Source organism: Pseudomonas sp. R15(2017), assembly GCF_002112685.1.
Classification (GTDB): Bacteria; Pseudomonadota; Gammaproteobacteria; order Pseudomonadales; family Pseudomonadaceae; genus Aquipseudomonas; species Aquipseudomonas glycinae.
Genome location: NZ_NEII01000021.1, coordinates 17,581 through 33,672, shown reverse-complemented (window position 1 = coordinate 33,672; position 16,092 = coordinate 17,581). Strand labels below are relative to the sequence as shown.

The 16,092-nt window shown below is 62.0% G+C and carries 14 protein-coding genes and 1 pseudogene; 6 read left to right on the top strand and 9 right to left on the bottom strand.

Annotated features, from left to right (window positions below):
• Window positions 1-375, top strand: a pseudogene (locus CAF77_RS28155) (EF-hand domain-containing protein); the annotation flags it as partial.
• 634 nt (window positions 376-1,009) lie between these two features.
• Here the strand turns inward: CAF77_RS28155 and CAF77_RS28150 are convergent.
• The 9 genes from CAF77_RS28150 to CAF77_RS28110 form a co-directional block, all read right to left on the bottom strand.
• Window positions 1,010-2,050, bottom strand: a complete 1,041-nt coding sequence (locus CAF77_RS28150) for an AI-2E family transporter (RefSeq protein WP_064383533.1) — start codon at window positions 2,048-2,050, stop codon at window positions 1,010-1,012.
• A gap of 70 nt (window positions 2,051-2,120) precedes the next feature.
• A complete protein-coding gene (locus CAF77_RS28145) occupies window positions 2,121-2,927 on the bottom strand; it encodes a DUF4892 domain-containing protein (RefSeq protein ID WP_064383534.1) in 807 nt (268 codons plus the stop codon).
• A 127-nt stretch (window positions 2,928-3,054) separates the two neighbouring features.
• Window positions 3,055-3,909 carry an alpha/beta hydrolase gene (locus CAF77_RS28140; RefSeq protein ID WP_064383535.1) on the bottom strand — a complete coding sequence of 285 codons (855 nt, stop codon included), beginning with the start codon at window positions 3,907-3,909 and terminating at the stop codon, window positions 3,055-3,057.
• A complete protein-coding gene (locus CAF77_RS28135) occupies window positions 3,906-4,712 on the bottom strand; it encodes an alpha/beta fold hydrolase (RefSeq protein WP_039772855.1) in 807 nt (268 codons plus the stop codon). Before CAF77_RS28135 ends, CAF77_RS28140 begins: the two co-directional genes overlap by 4 nt.
• Before the next feature lie 118 nt (window positions 4,713-4,830).
• Window positions 4,831-5,274 (bottom strand): hotdog fold thioesterase, encoded by a 444-nt coding sequence (locus CAF77_RS28130; protein ID WP_085655765.1) that lies wholly within the window; start codon window positions 5,272-5,274, stop codon window positions 4,831-4,833.
• A gap of 31 nt (window positions 5,275-5,305) precedes the next feature.
• Window positions 5,306-6,961 (bottom strand): AMP-binding protein, encoded by a 1,656-nt coding sequence (locus CAF77_RS28125; protein ID WP_085655764.1) that lies wholly within the window; start codon window positions 6,959-6,961, stop codon window positions 5,306-5,308.
• Window positions 6,962-7,042: 81 nt separating this feature from the next.
• Window positions 7,043-7,495, bottom strand: coding sequence for a phosphohistidine phosphatase SixA (sixA, locus tag CAF77_RS28120; protein WP_085655763.1), 453 nt, complete (start codon window positions 7,493-7,495; stop codon window positions 7,043-7,045).
• Window positions 7,492-7,839, bottom strand: a complete 348-nt coding sequence (locus CAF77_RS28115; RefSeq protein WP_085655762.1) for a DUF4389 domain-containing protein — start codon at window positions 7,837-7,839, stop codon at window positions 7,492-7,494. Before CAF77_RS28115 ends, sixA begins: the two co-directional genes overlap by 4 nt.
• 18 nt (window positions 7,840-7,857) lie before the next feature.
• Complete coding sequence (locus CAF77_RS28110; protein WP_064383544.1) at window positions 7,858-8,883, bottom strand: NAD(P)H-dependent glycerol-3-phosphate dehydrogenase; 1,026 nt, start codon at window positions 8,881-8,883, stop codon at window positions 7,858-7,860.
• Between the two features lie 196 nt (window positions 8,884-9,079).
• On the opposite strand from CAF77_RS28110, the gene CAF77_RS28105 reads away from it, so the two are divergent.
• The 5 genes from CAF77_RS28105 to fabB all read left to right on the top strand — a co-directional run bounded on the left by CAF77_RS28105 (window position 9,080) and on the right by fabB (window position 16,029).
• A complete protein-coding gene (locus tag CAF77_RS28105; RefSeq protein ID WP_085655761.1) occupies window positions 9,080-11,203 on the top strand; it encodes a TonB-dependent siderophore receptor in 2,124 nt (707 codons plus the stop codon).
• Window positions 11,204-12,136: a hypothetical protein gene (locus tag CAF77_RS28100; RefSeq protein ID WP_064383548.1), complete on the top strand. Its 933-nt coding sequence runs from the start codon at window positions 11,204-11,206 to the stop codon at window positions 12,134-12,136.
• Window positions 12,133-14,034 (top strand): ATP-binding protein, encoded by a 1,902-nt coding sequence (locus CAF77_RS28095; protein ID WP_064383549.1) that lies wholly within the window; start codon window positions 12,133-12,135, stop codon window positions 14,032-14,034. Before CAF77_RS28100 ends, CAF77_RS28095 begins: the two co-directional genes overlap by 4 nt.
• Window positions 14,035-14,281: 247 nt before the next feature.
• A complete protein-coding gene (gene fabA / locus CAF77_RS28090) occupies window positions 14,282-14,797 on the top strand; it encodes a 3-hydroxyacyl-[acyl-carrier-protein] dehydratase FabA (protein ID WP_003227150.1) in 516 nt (171 codons plus the stop codon).
• An 11-nt stretch (window positions 14,798-14,808) separates the two neighbouring features.
• Entirely contained in the window at window positions 14,809-16,029 is a 1,221-nt protein-coding gene (gene fabB / locus CAF77_RS28085) for a beta-ketoacyl-ACP synthase I (RefSeq protein WP_007957797.1), read from the top strand.
• Window positions 16,030-16,092: the final 63 nt, after the last annotated feature.

The following is a 16,092-nucleotide window of genomic DNA, read 5'->3' as shown; positions in this document are numbered from 1 at the left end:
GTGTTGTTCGATGAGGTGCCGCCGCAAGCCTCCAGCGACGAACTCTTCAGCCAGCTCGATGGCGACGGCAACGGCAGCGTCACCGCCACCGAACTGAACAGCGCGCTGCAGGCCAGCGACGGCACCTCATCGAACAACACCGACACCGCCGCCGCCCTGCTCAAAGTGCTGGACAGCGACAGCAGTGGAAACGTCAGCAGCGACGAACTGAAAGCTGCACTGCATACAGGCCGTGAGCGCCCGGATGACGAACAGACCGCCAGCAATACTCAAACCACCACCGAAGCGCTGAACCGCATGATTGCCAATCTGAGCAAGCAGTACTCGCTCGAAAGCACCGCGTCGGTGGGCAAGTATTTGAATGTGGCGACTTGAGATTGGGTGAGGATTTGAGGGACGACTGAGGTTGGCTGGGTGAGTGGTTTGCTTCGACTTAGCGGTGTGTCATCAAAGCGCCCCTCACCCTAGCCCTCTCCCGGAGGGAGAGGGGACTGACCGAGGTGTTTGGAGAGATACGCCGACGTGAGATACCGAGGTGAACTCAGGTTTTGAAACACATAAGTTCACTACTGCCAACGCGCCCGCGCCTGCTCCTCATCGACATTGGCACCAGCACCAGAATCTGCTTTCGCTTTGGCTTCCCACCACTCAACACAATGAGCGTTAGCTCGAGTACCGCTTTTGACGTACCGGCCCCGTTGGGAGGCTGAGTGGAGGGATTTATCCGGGGGTGGGAGCGCAGCGACCGTGCGGCGCAGCCGCATGCATCGAGAGGAGGTGCAGCGAAGCAAACCGTAGGCGATGCCCCCGGATGAATCCCGGAGCGAAGGAACGCCGAGCCACAGCGAGGCGCCGGACGTTGGGGCAAGCCCTTTTGGTTCCTTTTGGGGCGTTTGCCAAAAGGGACTCGCCGTAAGGGCGAAACCGCCAGCCGCAGCACCCGAAGAAACGGATATGTACACAGTCAACCCAAAACCTGGTCGGCCCAAAGGCCGCCAAGTCCAAAGCCTCAAACCCGAGCCTGACTCTTACTCCAATCCGTCAACAAACTATAAGCAACAGCCAAAAGCGTAGGCCCGATAAACAACCCGATAAACCCAAACGCAATCAACCCGCCAAACACCCCAAGCAACACAATCACCAACGGCAGATTCCCGCCCCGGCTGATCAGATATGGCTTGAGCACGTTATCCACGCCACTGATGATGAACGTCCCCCAGATCCCGAGAAACACCGCCATCCCGTACTCGCCCTTCCAGGCCAGCCACGCCGTGGCCGGAATCCACACCAGCGGCGGTCCCATCGGAATCAGACTGAGCAGGAACGTCACGATCCCCAGCACCAGCGCCCCCGGTACCCCGGCAATCAGGAAACCGATCAGCGCCAGCACCGCTTGCGCCGCCGCCGTACCGATCACCCCGTTGACCACCCGTTGCACGGTACCGGCCACCAGATCGATGTAGTACCCGGCCCGGTCACCGATCAGGCGTTGCAGCAGACTGTGCACGAACGCCGCCAGTCGCGGCCCGTCGCGGTAGAAAAAGAACACGAAGACAATGCTCAGGGTCAGCTCGAGAATCCCGCTGCCGATCTGCGCACTGCGCGCCAGCAACCAGTTGCCGACCTGCCCCAGATAGGGTTTGACCGTCACCATCAGCGCCGCGCCCTGCTGATCGATGCTGTTCCAGATCCCGACAAGACGCTCACCCACCAACGGCACGCCGCCCAGCCAACTCGGCGCCTCAGGCAATCCGTCGACCTGCACATCCTTGATGAACGCCGTGGCATCACGCACGTGATCGGCCAGATTGAACCCCAGCCACACCAGCGGCCCCGCCACCAGCAACATCCAGCCCATGGTCAGGACCAGCGCCGCGAGGGATTCCCGGCCATTGAGCCAGCGGGTCAGCAAGCGCATCAGCGGCCAACTGGCAAACGCCAGCACCGCGCCCCAGAACAGCGCCGACCAGAACGGCGCCATCACCCAGAAACTGGCACCAAACAACACCAGCAACAGGATCTGCACCAGCAGACGATCATTATTGGGCATGTGAAATCTCGAAAAAAATCAGTCAGGCAAAGAGTAGGCGAACACGTCGAGCGTGTCCGCCAAAGACACCTTATCGCAACAGATCGATGCGCAGACCTTCGCCGTCGACACTGCCGGTTTCCATTCGCGCGGCGCGCACGCCCTGCCCGATCAGCGCCTGCCGCCAGGCCTCGGCCTTGGGCCCGGACACCGTCACCCGCAACGTGGTGTCGAGGTTCAAGCCACGGGACAGCAAGCGCAGCCAGGTGTCATCCGGATCGCCGGCCAGTTTTGGAAAATCCAGTTCGCCGGTGCTTTTCAGTTCCCGCAACAGCGTGGCCGAGGTCGGCAGCAGCTCACCGAGCGGTGCCAGTGCTTCAAACTGTTCAACGTGCAGATAAGCTTTGCGATTGCCGCGGGTGATGCTGTACAGCGCCACCAGCGTGTTGTCGCGCGGGGCCGCGAGCCTCAACAGCAGATAGGCCTGCTGCTCGTCGGCACCGTACAGCTTGGCGTTGCCGAACACCTCGTTGGCCCACAGGCTGCTCTCGCCGCAATCCCGGGCCTGGCACCAGAACAACAGCTGGGCGTCCTGCTTTTGCAGCGCTTCGCGAGCGAGGGTGAAAGCTTCGGTGGCGGAATGTTCCGGCGGCAATTCATAGGTCACCGAGGTGGTTTGCCCCCGGGCGCTGACCTGGCCGTCGAAACGCAACTGGCCGCTGATCTTGCGGATCGAGCCGAGCGGGTAGATCCGCTCCAGCTCCACGGCGGGGCGATAGTCGACGATCTGTGCATCGGCCACACGCGGCACGATCGGCAGGTCCTGACTGCCCGGCAGGTCGGCAGCGAATAGAAAGGGACTGAAACAGCACAGCGCCAGCAGACTGATAGATCGCATGGACAGGCTCATCGCAGGGGCATGGCCTGGGTGCCTTGAGGGCAGTTCGAAGTCGCAGCGGTGTAGAAATCCATCTTGGTTGTCTCCCATTTCAACCTGCCCAGCCTCGACAGTTGCCGGGAGCAAGTCAAGGAATGGCGAAGAACCGATTGAAACAGTCTGCGACAAGGTCGGCCCCGGCCTCATCGTTCAGGTGCAGATGGTGCCCGCCCGGCAGCTGTTCCCGGTCAAAGGGTAGACGCTCCAGCAGCTCCGAATGTTTGGCCAGCATGCCGTCAGCGGCAACCACCAATTGCGCGGGGCAGGCAATGCGCTGGACGAACGCCATCGCCTGCTCCTGGGTCAGGCGCAGCGGCGATGGCAGGGTCAGGCGGTTGTCGGTGCGCCAGGTGTAACCGCCGGGCACCGGCATCAGACCGCGCCGGGCCAGCAGTTCGGCGGCTTCGCGACTGACCGCCACCAGCCCTTTCATCCGCGCCTCGATGGCCCGGTCGAGAGTGTTGTAGACCGGTTTGCGCTTTTCTCGAAGATCGAGCTGCGCCTGCAGGGCCATTCCCATACGCTCGGCGGCGTTCTCGCCTTTGTCGGTAGGAGGAATTACCCCGTCGATCAACGCCAGATGGGTGATGCGTTCGGGCAACGAGCCAGCCAGCACCAGCGAAACAATGGCGCCCATGGAGTGCCCGAGCAGGCCGAAACGCTTCCAGCCCAGTTGTTCGGCGACCTGCAGCACGTCATGGGCGTAATCCCACAGTGCGTAACCGGCGCCGTTCGGCCGGTGCCCGGAATGCCCGTGACCGGCCATGTCCAGCGCCACGATGCGCAAGCCTTTGAGCTTGGGCGCCAGGCGGGCGAAGCTGTTGGCGTTGTCCAGCCAGCCGTGCAGGGCGATCACCGGCAACCCGTCTTCCGGGCCGAACAGGTGCGCTGCCAGTTCGATATGCGGCAGGCTCAGGCGCACTTCTTCGACGGCGGGGTTCATGCGCAATCCTTGTCTTGCCGGCGCTCCCAGCGATTGAACAGGTTTTTCAGCAATTGTGCGGTGTCCTGCGGACGCTCAAGCGGAAACATATGGCCGCCGGGCACGGTCAGCGACTCGCCTTGAGGCAGGCGCCCGACGAACCGGGTGTGGTGGTTCATCACCACGCGGCTCTTGTGCCCGCGCACCACCGCCAGCGGTACTTTCAATTGCCGGGTATGCGCAGGACTGGTGTGCGGCACGCCGCGATAGATGCTGATCTCGGTTGCAGGATCGAAGCGCAGGCGCAGTTTGTCGCCGACCTTGTGCAGACCGTGCTGCAGGTAGGCATCGAAACATTCCGGATCAAAGCTGCGAAACAACGTCTTGCCGGCAAAATAACCACGGGCACTGTCCAGATCGGCAAACTCTTCGCGCCGCCCCAGCGTGCGGCCGGCCGGGGTCAGTTTGTCGATGAAACCAAAGCGCTTGGCGGCGCGGATCACCCATTGATCGGTGCGGGTCAGCACCGGCGAGTCGAGCATCACCACGCCCCGATACAGTTCCGGGCAACGCAGTGCGGCGTGCAAATGCAGCATGCCGCCGAAGGAATGGCCAACACCCCACACTGGTTCATCTTGTTGTTGCAGGTGATGGATGAGTTCGTCGACCAGGTGGTACCAGTTGTCACCCGCCGGGAAACGCGGGTCATGGGCGTGTTGTTCCAGATGCGCGACCCGGTACTCGGGCGCCAGCGCCGCGAACAGTTTGCCGTAGGTACCCGAAGGGAAACCGTTGGCGTGGGCGAAGAAGATCGGTTGCGACATACCGGCAAATCCATGAGCGGAAAACAGGCGTTGATTGTCCGTAAGACCGCGTCCCACAGCAATGACCGTAACTGCCAGGAATGATGACAGTCCGGTCAGGGCTATGACGCTCGCGCCATCAACGTGCCGGCGGTTGTTCTCCCAGCGGCACCACCGCCATGGTCAGGCGCGATACACAACTGGCCTTGCCTTCATCGCTGGTCAGGCGAATGTCCCAGACGTGGGTGGTACGGCCGATGTGGATCGGTTTGGCCACCGCCGTCACCCGCCCGCTGCGCAGACCACGCAAGTGGTTGGCGTTGATTTCCAGGCCCACGCAATAGAACTTGCTGGCGTCGATGCACAGGTAACTGGCCATCGAGCCGACCGTCTCGGCCAGCACCACAGAGGCGCCGCCGTGCAGCAGGCCGTAAGGCTGGTGAGTGCGATGGTCGATGACCATGCTGGCCGTCAGCGATTCCTCGTCGAAGGCTTCGAAGCGGATGTCCAGCACTTCGCCGATGGTGTTTTTCTGGATTGTGTTCAACTGCTCGATGTTCGGAGTGGTGCGCCACAAGGTCATCGCAGGCTTCCTTTGTTGTTTTGATCGACGCTCAATCCTGCCACAGCACCGCCTCGCTGCGCTCGCTCCATTCTTCGAAACGTGCTCCGTAGGTGTCTTCGATGATGTTGCGTTTAATCTTCAAAGTCGGCGTGAGGAAGCCGTTCTCCACCGCCCAACTGTCCTTGACCACCACCAGTCGGCGCAGGCGCTCGTGCTTGTCGAGGACGGCGTTGACCTCCTCCAGCAATTTTTCCAGGCTCGAATGCAGCGGCGCGCGGGGCTCTTCCCGGCCCACGGCCGACAACACGCACAACCCTAGCGGCGCGCTCAGGCCGTCGCCGACCACGCAGACTTGTTCGATCCGCGAATGCACCGCCAGCCGATTTTCGATCGGCGCCGGGGCGACGTACTTGCCCTTGCTGGTCTTGAAGATTTCCTTGAGCCGCCCGGTCAGGCGCAAACGTCCTTCAGCGTCCTGCTCGCCCTTGTCGCCGGTGCGCAGGAAACCGTCTTCGGTGAGGGTCTCGGCGGTTTTCTGCGGTTCCTTGAAATAGCCGAGCATGTTCGCCTGGCTGCGCACCTGCACTTCGCCGGACTCGTCGATCCGCACTTCAACTTCGGGGCACGGCCGGCCAATCCAGCCTTCCTTGTATTGCCCCGGCAGGCAGATGTGCGAATACCCGCAGCTTTCGGTCATGCCGTAGACCTCCAGCACGTCGAGCCCGAGTTTCTGATACCAGCGCAACAGGGTCAGCGGCACCGGCGCCGCGCCAGACAGCGCTACGCGCAAGGCATCCAGCCCCAACCCCGCCAATACCTTGTGGCCGATCCGCTTGCCGATGAAGGGCAGACCGAGCAGGAAATCCAGACGTTTCGCCGGGATCTTGCTGTAGACGCCCATCTGGAACTTGGTCCAGATCCGCGGCACCCCGAACATCGCCGTTGGTCGCGCCCGCTTGAGATCGGCAAGAAAGGTGTCGAGGCTCTCGGCGAAAAACACCGTTTGCCCGGTGTAGATCGACGCCAGCTCAACGAACATCCGCTCGGCCACGTGGCACAGCGGCAAATACGACAGCAGCCGGTCGTTCTCATTGAGTCCGAACAGCTGCGTGCCGCGCGTCGTCGCGAACCCGAGATTGGCGAAGCTGTGCATCACGCCCTTGGGCAGGCCGGTGGTGCCGGAGGTGTAAATGATGGTCGCCAGTTGCTCGGCGGCGGGACGCGGATCGTCCTGGATCGGTGAGCTGCGTTGCAGGTCATCCCAGTTGAAATCGAACGTGCCCGGCGGATGCAGCGGCAGGCTGACGGTGGTCAGGCCCGCCGGCACGCCTGGCGACATACCCGGCCAGTCATCGAGTTTGCCGATGAACGCCAGCACGCTTTCCGAGTGGGTCAGCACCTGATTCACCGATTCGGCGGTGAGGTTCGGATAGAGCGGCACCGAAACGTGCCCGGCCATCCAGATCGCCAGATCGGCGATGATCCAGTGCGCGCAGTTTTTCGAGATCAGGGCGATGTGGCTGCCTTGCGGCAATTCCCGGGATCGTAACCAGTGTGCGGCGCAGCGGGCCTGATGGCCGACGTCGGCCCAGGTCAGTGTCTCGACCTGCCCGCCGCCGATCGGCTGCACCAGAAAACGCTGACGCGGGTGCCGGGCCTCGCGCTCATAAAACACGTCCAGCGGCAAACGGAAGGCGGAAGACATTCGACTCGCTCCTGTTTTTTGGTCTGGAGCAAGCGTAGTCAACCAAGCAAGTGCTTGGTTGACTATTTCATACAAAAAATTTCAGGGATGTTTAAGGCTGTTGAGCGTCATCGAGCCGATCAGCAACTCGCTGTGTTCAAGCTCGGCCAGCCCGGCGGTGCTGACCTTTTCCGGTGGGTAGCCGGCACCGTGTTGCAGGTAGCTGAGCAGATTGCCCACCAGCGGATTGTGGCTGACCAGCAGCACGTTGCTCACCGACACCAGTTGCTCGGCCACGCGGTCCGGGTCAACTTCCGGCGTCAGCCACTCGACCGTACGGATCTCAGGCTCGAAGCCAAGGGCTTCGCGCACCAGTTGCGCCGTCTGCTGCGCCCGCAGGTAAGGGCTGGCGTAGATGGCGGTCAGCGGCTGGCCGATCAAGCGGGCCGCGCTGCTCAACACTTCCTGGCGACCGTGGGCGGTCAGCTCCCGCTCGGAATCCGGGCGCGAGCCGTAGGGCTCGGCCTCACCGTGACGCAATACCCAGAGTTTCATAGCTTGGGTTCCTCATCCCGAACCGGATGCGGTGCCGGCGCGACGACGTGTGGCGCCTCACCTTCCGGCGTACGCGGCGCCGGCCAGTCGGCGAACGGCCAGGGTTTCTGGTCGCTGTGGAAGCTGCCGAAACGGCCGATCTGCGCCAGAAACTGACTCAGGCTGTCGCCGAAATTCATCAGGCTGACGCTCGGGGCGCCATAGATCAAACGATAGATCAACTGCACCAGCACCACCGCGCCGAGGATGAACTGCGCTACCTGCCAGACCAAGATGTAAACAATCATCCACAACACCCGCAGGAGGATGGATTCATATTTGGCTTCGGTTTTCGGATCGTTCATGGCCTGCTCCCTGCTGAATCAGTTGAAACCACTGGTGGAAATAAAGTCGACATCGGTTTTCGGTTCGGCACGCATCAGCAGACCGATCACCTGCTCAAGCGTGCGCCCTTCGAACAGGATTGCATGCAGTCCGGCGACCAGCGGCATGTAAACGCCGACCTCCTGGGCCTTGGCCTTGAGCACTTTCAGGGTGTTGACGCCTTCGGCCACCTCACCCAGGCGCGACACCGCTTCGTCGAGGCTCAAGCCCTGACCGAGGGCAAAACCGACCTGGTAGTTGCGGCTTTTCGGCGACGAGCAGGTGACGATCAGATCGCCGACCCCCGCCAGACCGAGGAAGGTCATCGGGTTGGCGCCCTGATTCACCGCAAACCGGGTCATCTCGGCCAGGGCGCGAGTGATCAGCATGCTCTTGGTGTTCTCGCCCATCTCCAGTGCCACCGCCATGCCGGCGATGATCGCGTAGACGTTTTTCAGTGCGCCGCCCAGTTCCACACCGAAACGGTCGGCGCTGGCGTAGACGCGGAACGTGCGGCCATGCAATGCGGCCTGCACGGCTTTGCAGAGTTCTTCATCTTCGCTGGCGACCACGGTGGCGGTCAGCGCGTGTTCGGCGATCTCTCGCGCAAGGTTCGGCCCGGACAGCACGCCGATGCGCGCCTCGGGGGCGATCTCTTCGAGGATCTGGCTCATCAGTTTGAAGGTGTGGGCTTCGATGCCCTTGGTCAGGCTGACCAGCATCTTGCCGCTCAGGCGCTCGGCATGTGCCGCCAGAACCGTGCGCAGCGCGCTGGACGGCAACGCCACAAAACACAAATCGCAGGCGTCGAGGGTTTCCTGCAGGTCGGTGACCGCAGTCACGCCCGGCAGAATCTTGATGCCTTTGAGGTAACGCGGGTTCTCGCGATTGACCCGGATGGCCTCGGCCTGTTCGGGGTCACGCATCCACTGCCGGACTTGATGGCCGTTCTCGGCCAACAGATTGGCCACGGCGGTACCGAAACTTCCGCCTCCCAGGACCGCAATCGGGCGCTGTTCAGTCATATGTAATCCGTTAATCCATACCAGTGGCGATGCCGGCATTATACGGAGCGTCCCCTTCTCGGACAGCCCCGGCGTCAATTACCCGCACATGGAGGAAGAAGACCAATAAAACCGAGGAAAATGCCTGCAACGTGACTGGAAAAGTCGTCGACCTCGGTTAACATGCGCGCCAATTCTTTGCTATCAAGGCTGCGTCGTGTTTTCTGGCCCCCCTTCTCCGCGTTCGTCCCTGCTGCTGGCGCTGCTGTTCAGCCCGGTGCTGCTGGCGGACGACCTGTTTGTCGACAGTGAGGCCTTGCCGCAGATCCTGACCGCCACGCGGCTGAAACAGTCGCCGGCGGAAGTCCCCGGCAGCATGACCGTGCTCGACAGCGAACTGATCAGCGCCAGTGGCGCCCGGGACATCAGCGAACTGCTGCGCCTGGTGCCGGGGATGATGGTCGGCAACATCAGCGGCAATCAGGCGGCGGTGAACTATCACGGGACCAACGCCAGCGAAGCCCGGCGCATGCAGGTGTTGATCGACGGCCGCTCGGTGTACCGCGCCGGTCTCGCGACGGTGGACTGGAGCGACATTCCGGTGGCCATGGAAGATATCGAGCGCATCGAAGTCTTTCGCGGCCCGAACACCGTCAGCTACGGCGCCAACGCGCTGATGGCGGTGGTCAATATCATTACCCGCAATCCCGCTGACAGCCATGGCACGCGACTGAAGCTGACGCGCGGCCAACGCGGCATCAACGACTTCTATGCCAGCCAGAGCATCGGCTGGAATGGCGGCGATCTGCGTCTGTCACTGTCCGGCCAGGAAGACGACGGCTTCGACAGCGACCGCACCGGCGCCGATTACCGCGACAACCGCCGCTTGAACCGCTTCAGTCTCGCCGTCAGCCAGACCCTGAGCGACAACCAGAGCCTGGACTGGCAGATCAACGCCAAAGACGGGACCAATCAGCGGCCTTACACCTACCGCCCGGTGTTCTCCGGGATTACTGCTGCCGGGAACAATTCCGACGTGGTTGCCAAGGACTACGCCGGTTCGGTGCGCTGGAATCTGGATCTCAATCCCGATCACAGCCTTTACGTGCAAGGCTCGGCGCAACACTGGGATCGCCAGCAGACCTGGCGCGCCTGTGACGCCGAAGTGTCGTTCAGCCCGCAGCTGACGGAGCTGTGGCAGCTCAACCCGAACTACACCGAACGTCTGGCCCGCAACATGACGCTGTTCACCGGCCCCGGCGCACCCGCCGGCACGCCGCAGGAAATGACCCTGGCCAATCAGGTGCTGGACCAGTGGCGCAACGGTGCGCGCCAGACCCTGTGTGGCGACATCGACCAGAGTGCCCGGGAATCGCGTTACGACCTGGAGTTGCAGGACACCCTCAGCCTGTCCGATAGCCTGCGCCTGGTCAGCGGCCTGAACTATCGTTACGACCGGGCCGATTCCGAGACCTATTTCAACGGCACGCTGGACGACACCACCTGGCGCGCCTTCGGCCAACTCGAATGGCGCGCCAGCGAACACTGGCTGCTACAGGGCGGCGCCATGTTCGAAGACACGCAATTGATCGGCAGCTCATTGACGCCCCGGTTTGCGGTCAATTACCTGATCAATCCACGCCACAGCCTGCGCGCGGTGTATTCAGAGGCCATCCGTTCGCCGGACATGTTCGAGAACAACGTCAACTGGAGTTATCAGGTGACCAACCTGCGGCCCGCCGCCTATGGCCAGTCTTCGGCCCGCTACTTCGTCAAGACCAGGGGCCCCGGCGATCTGGACCAGGAGCACATGCGCTCGCGGGAGCTGGGCTACAACGGCTACTTCCCGGAGTGGGGCCTGGCGCTGGACGTAAAGCTGTTCTACGACGAAATCACCGGGATGATCAGCGAACCGCTGCGCAACAATCAGTACATCGCCAGCAATGCCAACGATTCGCGCTTTCGCGGCACCGAAACGCAACTGGACTGGCGCCTGAGTGCGGCCGACCGCTTGCGCCTGACCTACGCCTTCGTCGACGCCGAGGCGAGCAATCCGCTGGATCAGCAGTTCACCGCACGCAACAGCGGCTCGGCGGGCTGGCTGCGCGATTGGGGCCACGGCTGGAACAGTGCCCTTTTCTATTACGGTGACAACGCGCTCAACGGTTACCGCTTCGAGCGGGTCGATACGCGGATCGCCAAACACATCGCCCTGGGCAAGGCCCAACTGCAACTGGCCGGGGTGCTGCAGCAACGCCTCGATCATGAGCCGACCACCTTCGTCGACAACAATTACGACGAACGCCGCGTGGTGTATTTCAGCGCCGAGCTGGAGTTCTAGATGCGTTACGCCATGTCACGGAAGATGCCAACGCTCGGCCAATGGCTGGCCGGGCTGTGTCTGTTCCTGACAGCATGGCTGCATGGCGTGGCGGTGCAGGCGGCCGACATTCTGCTGACTGGCGCCGAAGAAAGCCCCGGCGTGCAGTCCTTCGTCCAGGCCCTGAGCGAACTGCGCCCGACCGACCGCGTACATTTCCAGCCACTGGCCAGCCTGCCGGCGCCGGGCAAGCTGCCGTCGAGCCTGCGCCTGATCCTGCTGGATCTGCCGAGTCTCGACTGGCGCATGCAGGAAAGCCAAGGGCCGGCAACTTTGGTTCTGCGTATCAGCCGTTTGCAGGCCCGGCAACGCTTCGGCGAAGCACAACCACCCCACTTGAGCCTGCTGTGGGCCGATCCACCGCTGAGTCGTCAGTTGCAATTGATCCGGCGGATTCTGCCCCAGGCCGCACGCGTCGGGGTGCTGTTCGACCAGCACAGTGAGTTTCTGCTCAAGGAGCTGCAATCGGCCGCCCAGCCGCTGAGTCTGCAAATCGTCCCGCAACGCTGGGATAACACTCACGACAGCCGCCCCTTGCAGACCGTGCTAAAAAACAGCGACGTCTTGCTGGGCCTCGACGATCCCGATCTGTACAACCCGAAAACCGCAAAAAATCTGTTGCTCAGCAGTTACTCTCGGCAACTGGCGCTGGTCGGGCCGAATATCGCGTTCGTCCGTGCCGGCAGCCTGGCCAGTACCTACAGCGATCAGAACGACTGGCTGGCCGTCCTCGACGAATTGCTCGACCGGCCTCCGGCCACCTGGCCGCGCACGCTCTACCCCGGGCGTTTTAAAGTCTCAAGTAATGCGCAGGTGGCTCGTTCCCTAGGGATAGAACCGATCAATGAAGCGTCTGTCGCCGCAGAGCTGGCCGAAGGAGAGCGCCGCCCATGATTTTCCGCCGTTGGGACATCAACACCCGCACCCAGTTGATCAGCCTGGGCCCTGCGCTGTTGCTGACCTTGCTGCTGATCAGCTTTTTCACCTTCGTGCGCATTCAGGATTTGCGTCAGGAGCTGAATCACACCGGCCAGTTGATCGCCAACCAGCTCGCACCGGCCACCGAGTACGGGGTGATTTCCGGCAACAACGAAGTGCTGGAAAGCCTGCTCAAGGCCACGCTGGCCACGCCGAACGTGCGGTTTCTGGAAGTGCAGGACAGCGCCAATCGGATTCTCTCTTACGTCGAACAGCCGGCGGATGCGCACAATCGTCCGCATCAGGTCGAGGTGTTCCAGGCGCCGGTGCGGCTGCAACGCATCGCCTTGCACAATGATTTCTTTCAGGACGGCAAGAGCAGCCCCGGCGTGGCCAGCGAGGACTATCTGGGACGGGTGATCGTCGGTCTGTCGAATGACGCGTTCAGTCAGCGCCAACAGGAAATTTTGCTCAAGGCCGGGATTCTCGCGTTGTTCGCCCTGCTCTTCACGTTCGTCCTGGCGCGGCGGCTGGCCGGCAGTCTGTCGCAGCCGATTCGCGACATCGGCAATGCGGTCAAGGCGATTCAGGACGGCGATTACAAGACCCCGCTGCCGATCGTCGATGACACCGAGCTGGGCGCCCTGTCCCAGCACATCAACAACCTGGCCCAGGCGCTGGAACAGGCCAGCCGCGAGCAGCATCAGGCGATGGCGCAACTGATCCAGACCCGCGAAGAGGCGGAGAAAGCCAACAATGCCAAATCGGATTTCCTGGCGATGATGAGCCATGAACTGCGCACACCGATGAACGGCGTCTTGGGCATGCTGCAATTGCTGGAAACCACCGACATGACCGAAGAGCAGGTCGAGTATGCGGCGCTGGCTTCCGAGTCCACCGAGCATTTGCTCAAGGTGATCAACGACATTCTGGATTTCTCGCGCATCGAGCGTTCGGAACTGGAGCTGGAGCACATTCCGTTCAACCTCGCCGACCTGATCGGCGCCTGCGCCCATTCCTTCCAGCACAGCGCGGCGCAACGCGGGCTGGCCCTGCAACTGCGGATCCCCGATGACATGCACGACTTGCAGGTACAGGGCGATCCGACGCGGATCCGGCAGATTCTGGTCAACCTGGTGGGCAATGCCTTGAAGTTCACCGAGCAGGGGCGCGTCAGCATCGAGGCGCAATGGCAATCGCTGGATCACGAATTGCTGTGGTTCACCTGCGCGGTGCGTGACAGCGGCATCGGCATTTCGTCAGAGAGCCTGGAACTGATGTTCAACGCGTTCCAGCAGGCCGACAGCTCGATTTCCCGTCGATATGGCGGCACCGGTCTGGGCCTGCCGATTGCCCGCACGCTCGCCGAACGGATGGGCGGCACCTTGCGCGCCCAGAGTGAAGAAGGTCGCGGCTCGGTGTTCACCCTGGAAATACCACTGGCCTTATATAAGCAGGCGCTGCCCGCGCTTGCCGCACCGCGCACATTGAACGGTGCAAGTCACGGCGAAGGCCGAAATGTGCTGCTGGTCGAGGACAACCCGGTCAACCAGACGGTGATCGAAGCGATGTTGCGCAGCCTGGGCTTTACCGTCAGCGTCGCCACCGATGGCGTGCAGGCGGTGCGCAGTGCCGGGGACAGCCGTTTCGAAGCGATTCTGATGGATTGCCGCTTGCCGCTGATCGACGGTTACGAAGCGACCCGGCGGATCCGGCAGCTGCCCGGCTGCGGCCAGGTGCCGATCATCGCCCTGACCGCCAATGCTTTACAGGGCGACCGGGAAAACTGCCTCGCGGCGGGCATGAACGATTACCTGGCCAAGCCATTCAAACGCAATGATCTGCAGCAGATTCTGCAGCGATGGGTGCAGTAACGGGGCCCTTTCGAGCATCTGCGACTGGCGTGAAAAGCGAAAGTGCGGCAGTCTTAGGCACCCGAACGAGCCTCAAAAGGGGCTTGATTAAAAATTTCAGTGCACAAGTGTACATTCATGTCCTTGGTGCTGTGACTTTCACCACAACGCAATAGTCTATGAGTAGGCTGCCGGTTCGAGGCATGAACGCGTCGATCGGCCGGGAAGATTTGCCCCACCTGCCGCATGGGATTATTGAGGAGCTCGCATGACCAAACAAAACGCCTTTACTCGGGAAGACCTGCTGCGCTGCAGTCGCGGTGAGCTGTTCGGCCCAGGTAACGCGCAACTGCCCGCCCCGAACATGCTGATGGTGGATCGCATCACCCTGATCAGCGAAGAAGGCGGCAAGTACGGCAAAGGTGAATTGGTCGCCGAGCTGGATATCAACCCTGACCTGTGGTTCTTCGCGTGCCACTTCGAAGGCGATCCGGTGATGCCGGGCTGCCTGGGTCTGGATGCCATGTGGCAATTGGTCGGCTTCTTCCTGGGCTGGCAAGGCCTGCCGGGCCGTGGCCGTGCGCTGGGTTCGGGCGAAGTGAAATTCTTCGGCCAGGTCCTGCCGACCGCCAAGAAAGTCACCTACAACATTCATATCAAGCGCGTCCTCAAGGGCAAGCTGAACCTGGCCATCGCCGACGGTTCGGTGACTGTCGACGGTCGCGAAATCTACACCGCCGAAGGCCTTCGCGTCGGCGTGTTCACCTCCACTGACAACTTCTAAGGGTTATTCGCATGCGCCGCGTCGTTATCACTGGTCTGGGCATCGTTTCGTGCCTGGGCAATGACAAAGAGACCGTCTCCGCTAACCTGCGTGCAAGCCGCCCTGGCATCCGGTTCAACCCGGAATACGCCGAAATGGGTCTGCGTAGCCAGGTTTCCGGCTCCATCGACCTCAACCTTGAAGAGCTGATCGATCGCAAGATCTATCGCTTCGTCGGCCACGCAGCGGCTTACGCCTACCTGGCCATGAAAGACGCCATCGCTGACTCCGGTCTGACCGAAGAGCAGGTATCCAACCCGCGTACCGGCCTGATCGCAGGTTCCGGCGGCGCGTCGACCCTGAACCAGATGGAAGCGCTGGACATCCTGCGCGAGAAAGGCGTCAAGCGCGTCGGCCCATACCGTGTAACGCGGACCATGAGCAGCACCGTTTCGGCCTGCTTGGCCACACCGTTCAAGATCAAGGGCCTGAACTACTCCATCGCTTCTGCCTGCGCCACCAGTGCTCACTGCATCGGTACCGCCATGGAACAGATCCAGATGGGCAAACAGGACATCGTGTTCGCCGGCGGCGGTGAAGAGGAGCACTGGAGCCAGTCGTTCCTGTTCGACGCCATGGGCGCCCTGTCCAGCAAGCGTAACGACACCCCGGAACAAGCCTCCCGCGCCTACGACGCTGACCGTGACGGTTTCGTCATCGCTGGCGGTGGCGGCATGGTAGTGGTCGAGGAGCTGGAACACGCTCTGGCCCGTGGCGCGAAAATCTACGCGGAAATCGTTGGCTACGGCGCGACTTCCGACGGCTACGACATGGTGGCCCCGAGCGGCGAAGGCGCGATCCGCTGCATGCAGCAGGCGCTGTCCACCGTCGATACCCCGATCGACTACCTGAACACCCACGGCACTTCGACTCCGGTCGGCGACGTTGCGGAAATGAAAGGTGTGCGTGAAGTGTTCGGCGACAAGGCCCCGGCCATCAGCTCCACCAAGAGCCTGTCGGGTCACTCCCTGGGCGCCGCCGGCGTTCACGAAGCGATCTACTGCATGCTGATGATGGAAGGCAACTTCATCGCCGGTTCGGCCAACATCGACGAACTGGACCCTGAAGTGGCCGATCTGCCGGTGCTGACCAAGACCCGCGAGAACGCCACCATCAACACCGTGATGAGCAACAGCTTCGGCTTCGGTGGCACCAACGCCACCCTCGTGCTGAAGCGTTGGGAAGGCAAGTAATTCCCTCCCGCTGAGCCGCACATGAAAACGCCCCGACTGGTTCGGGGCGTTTTTTTCGCCTGG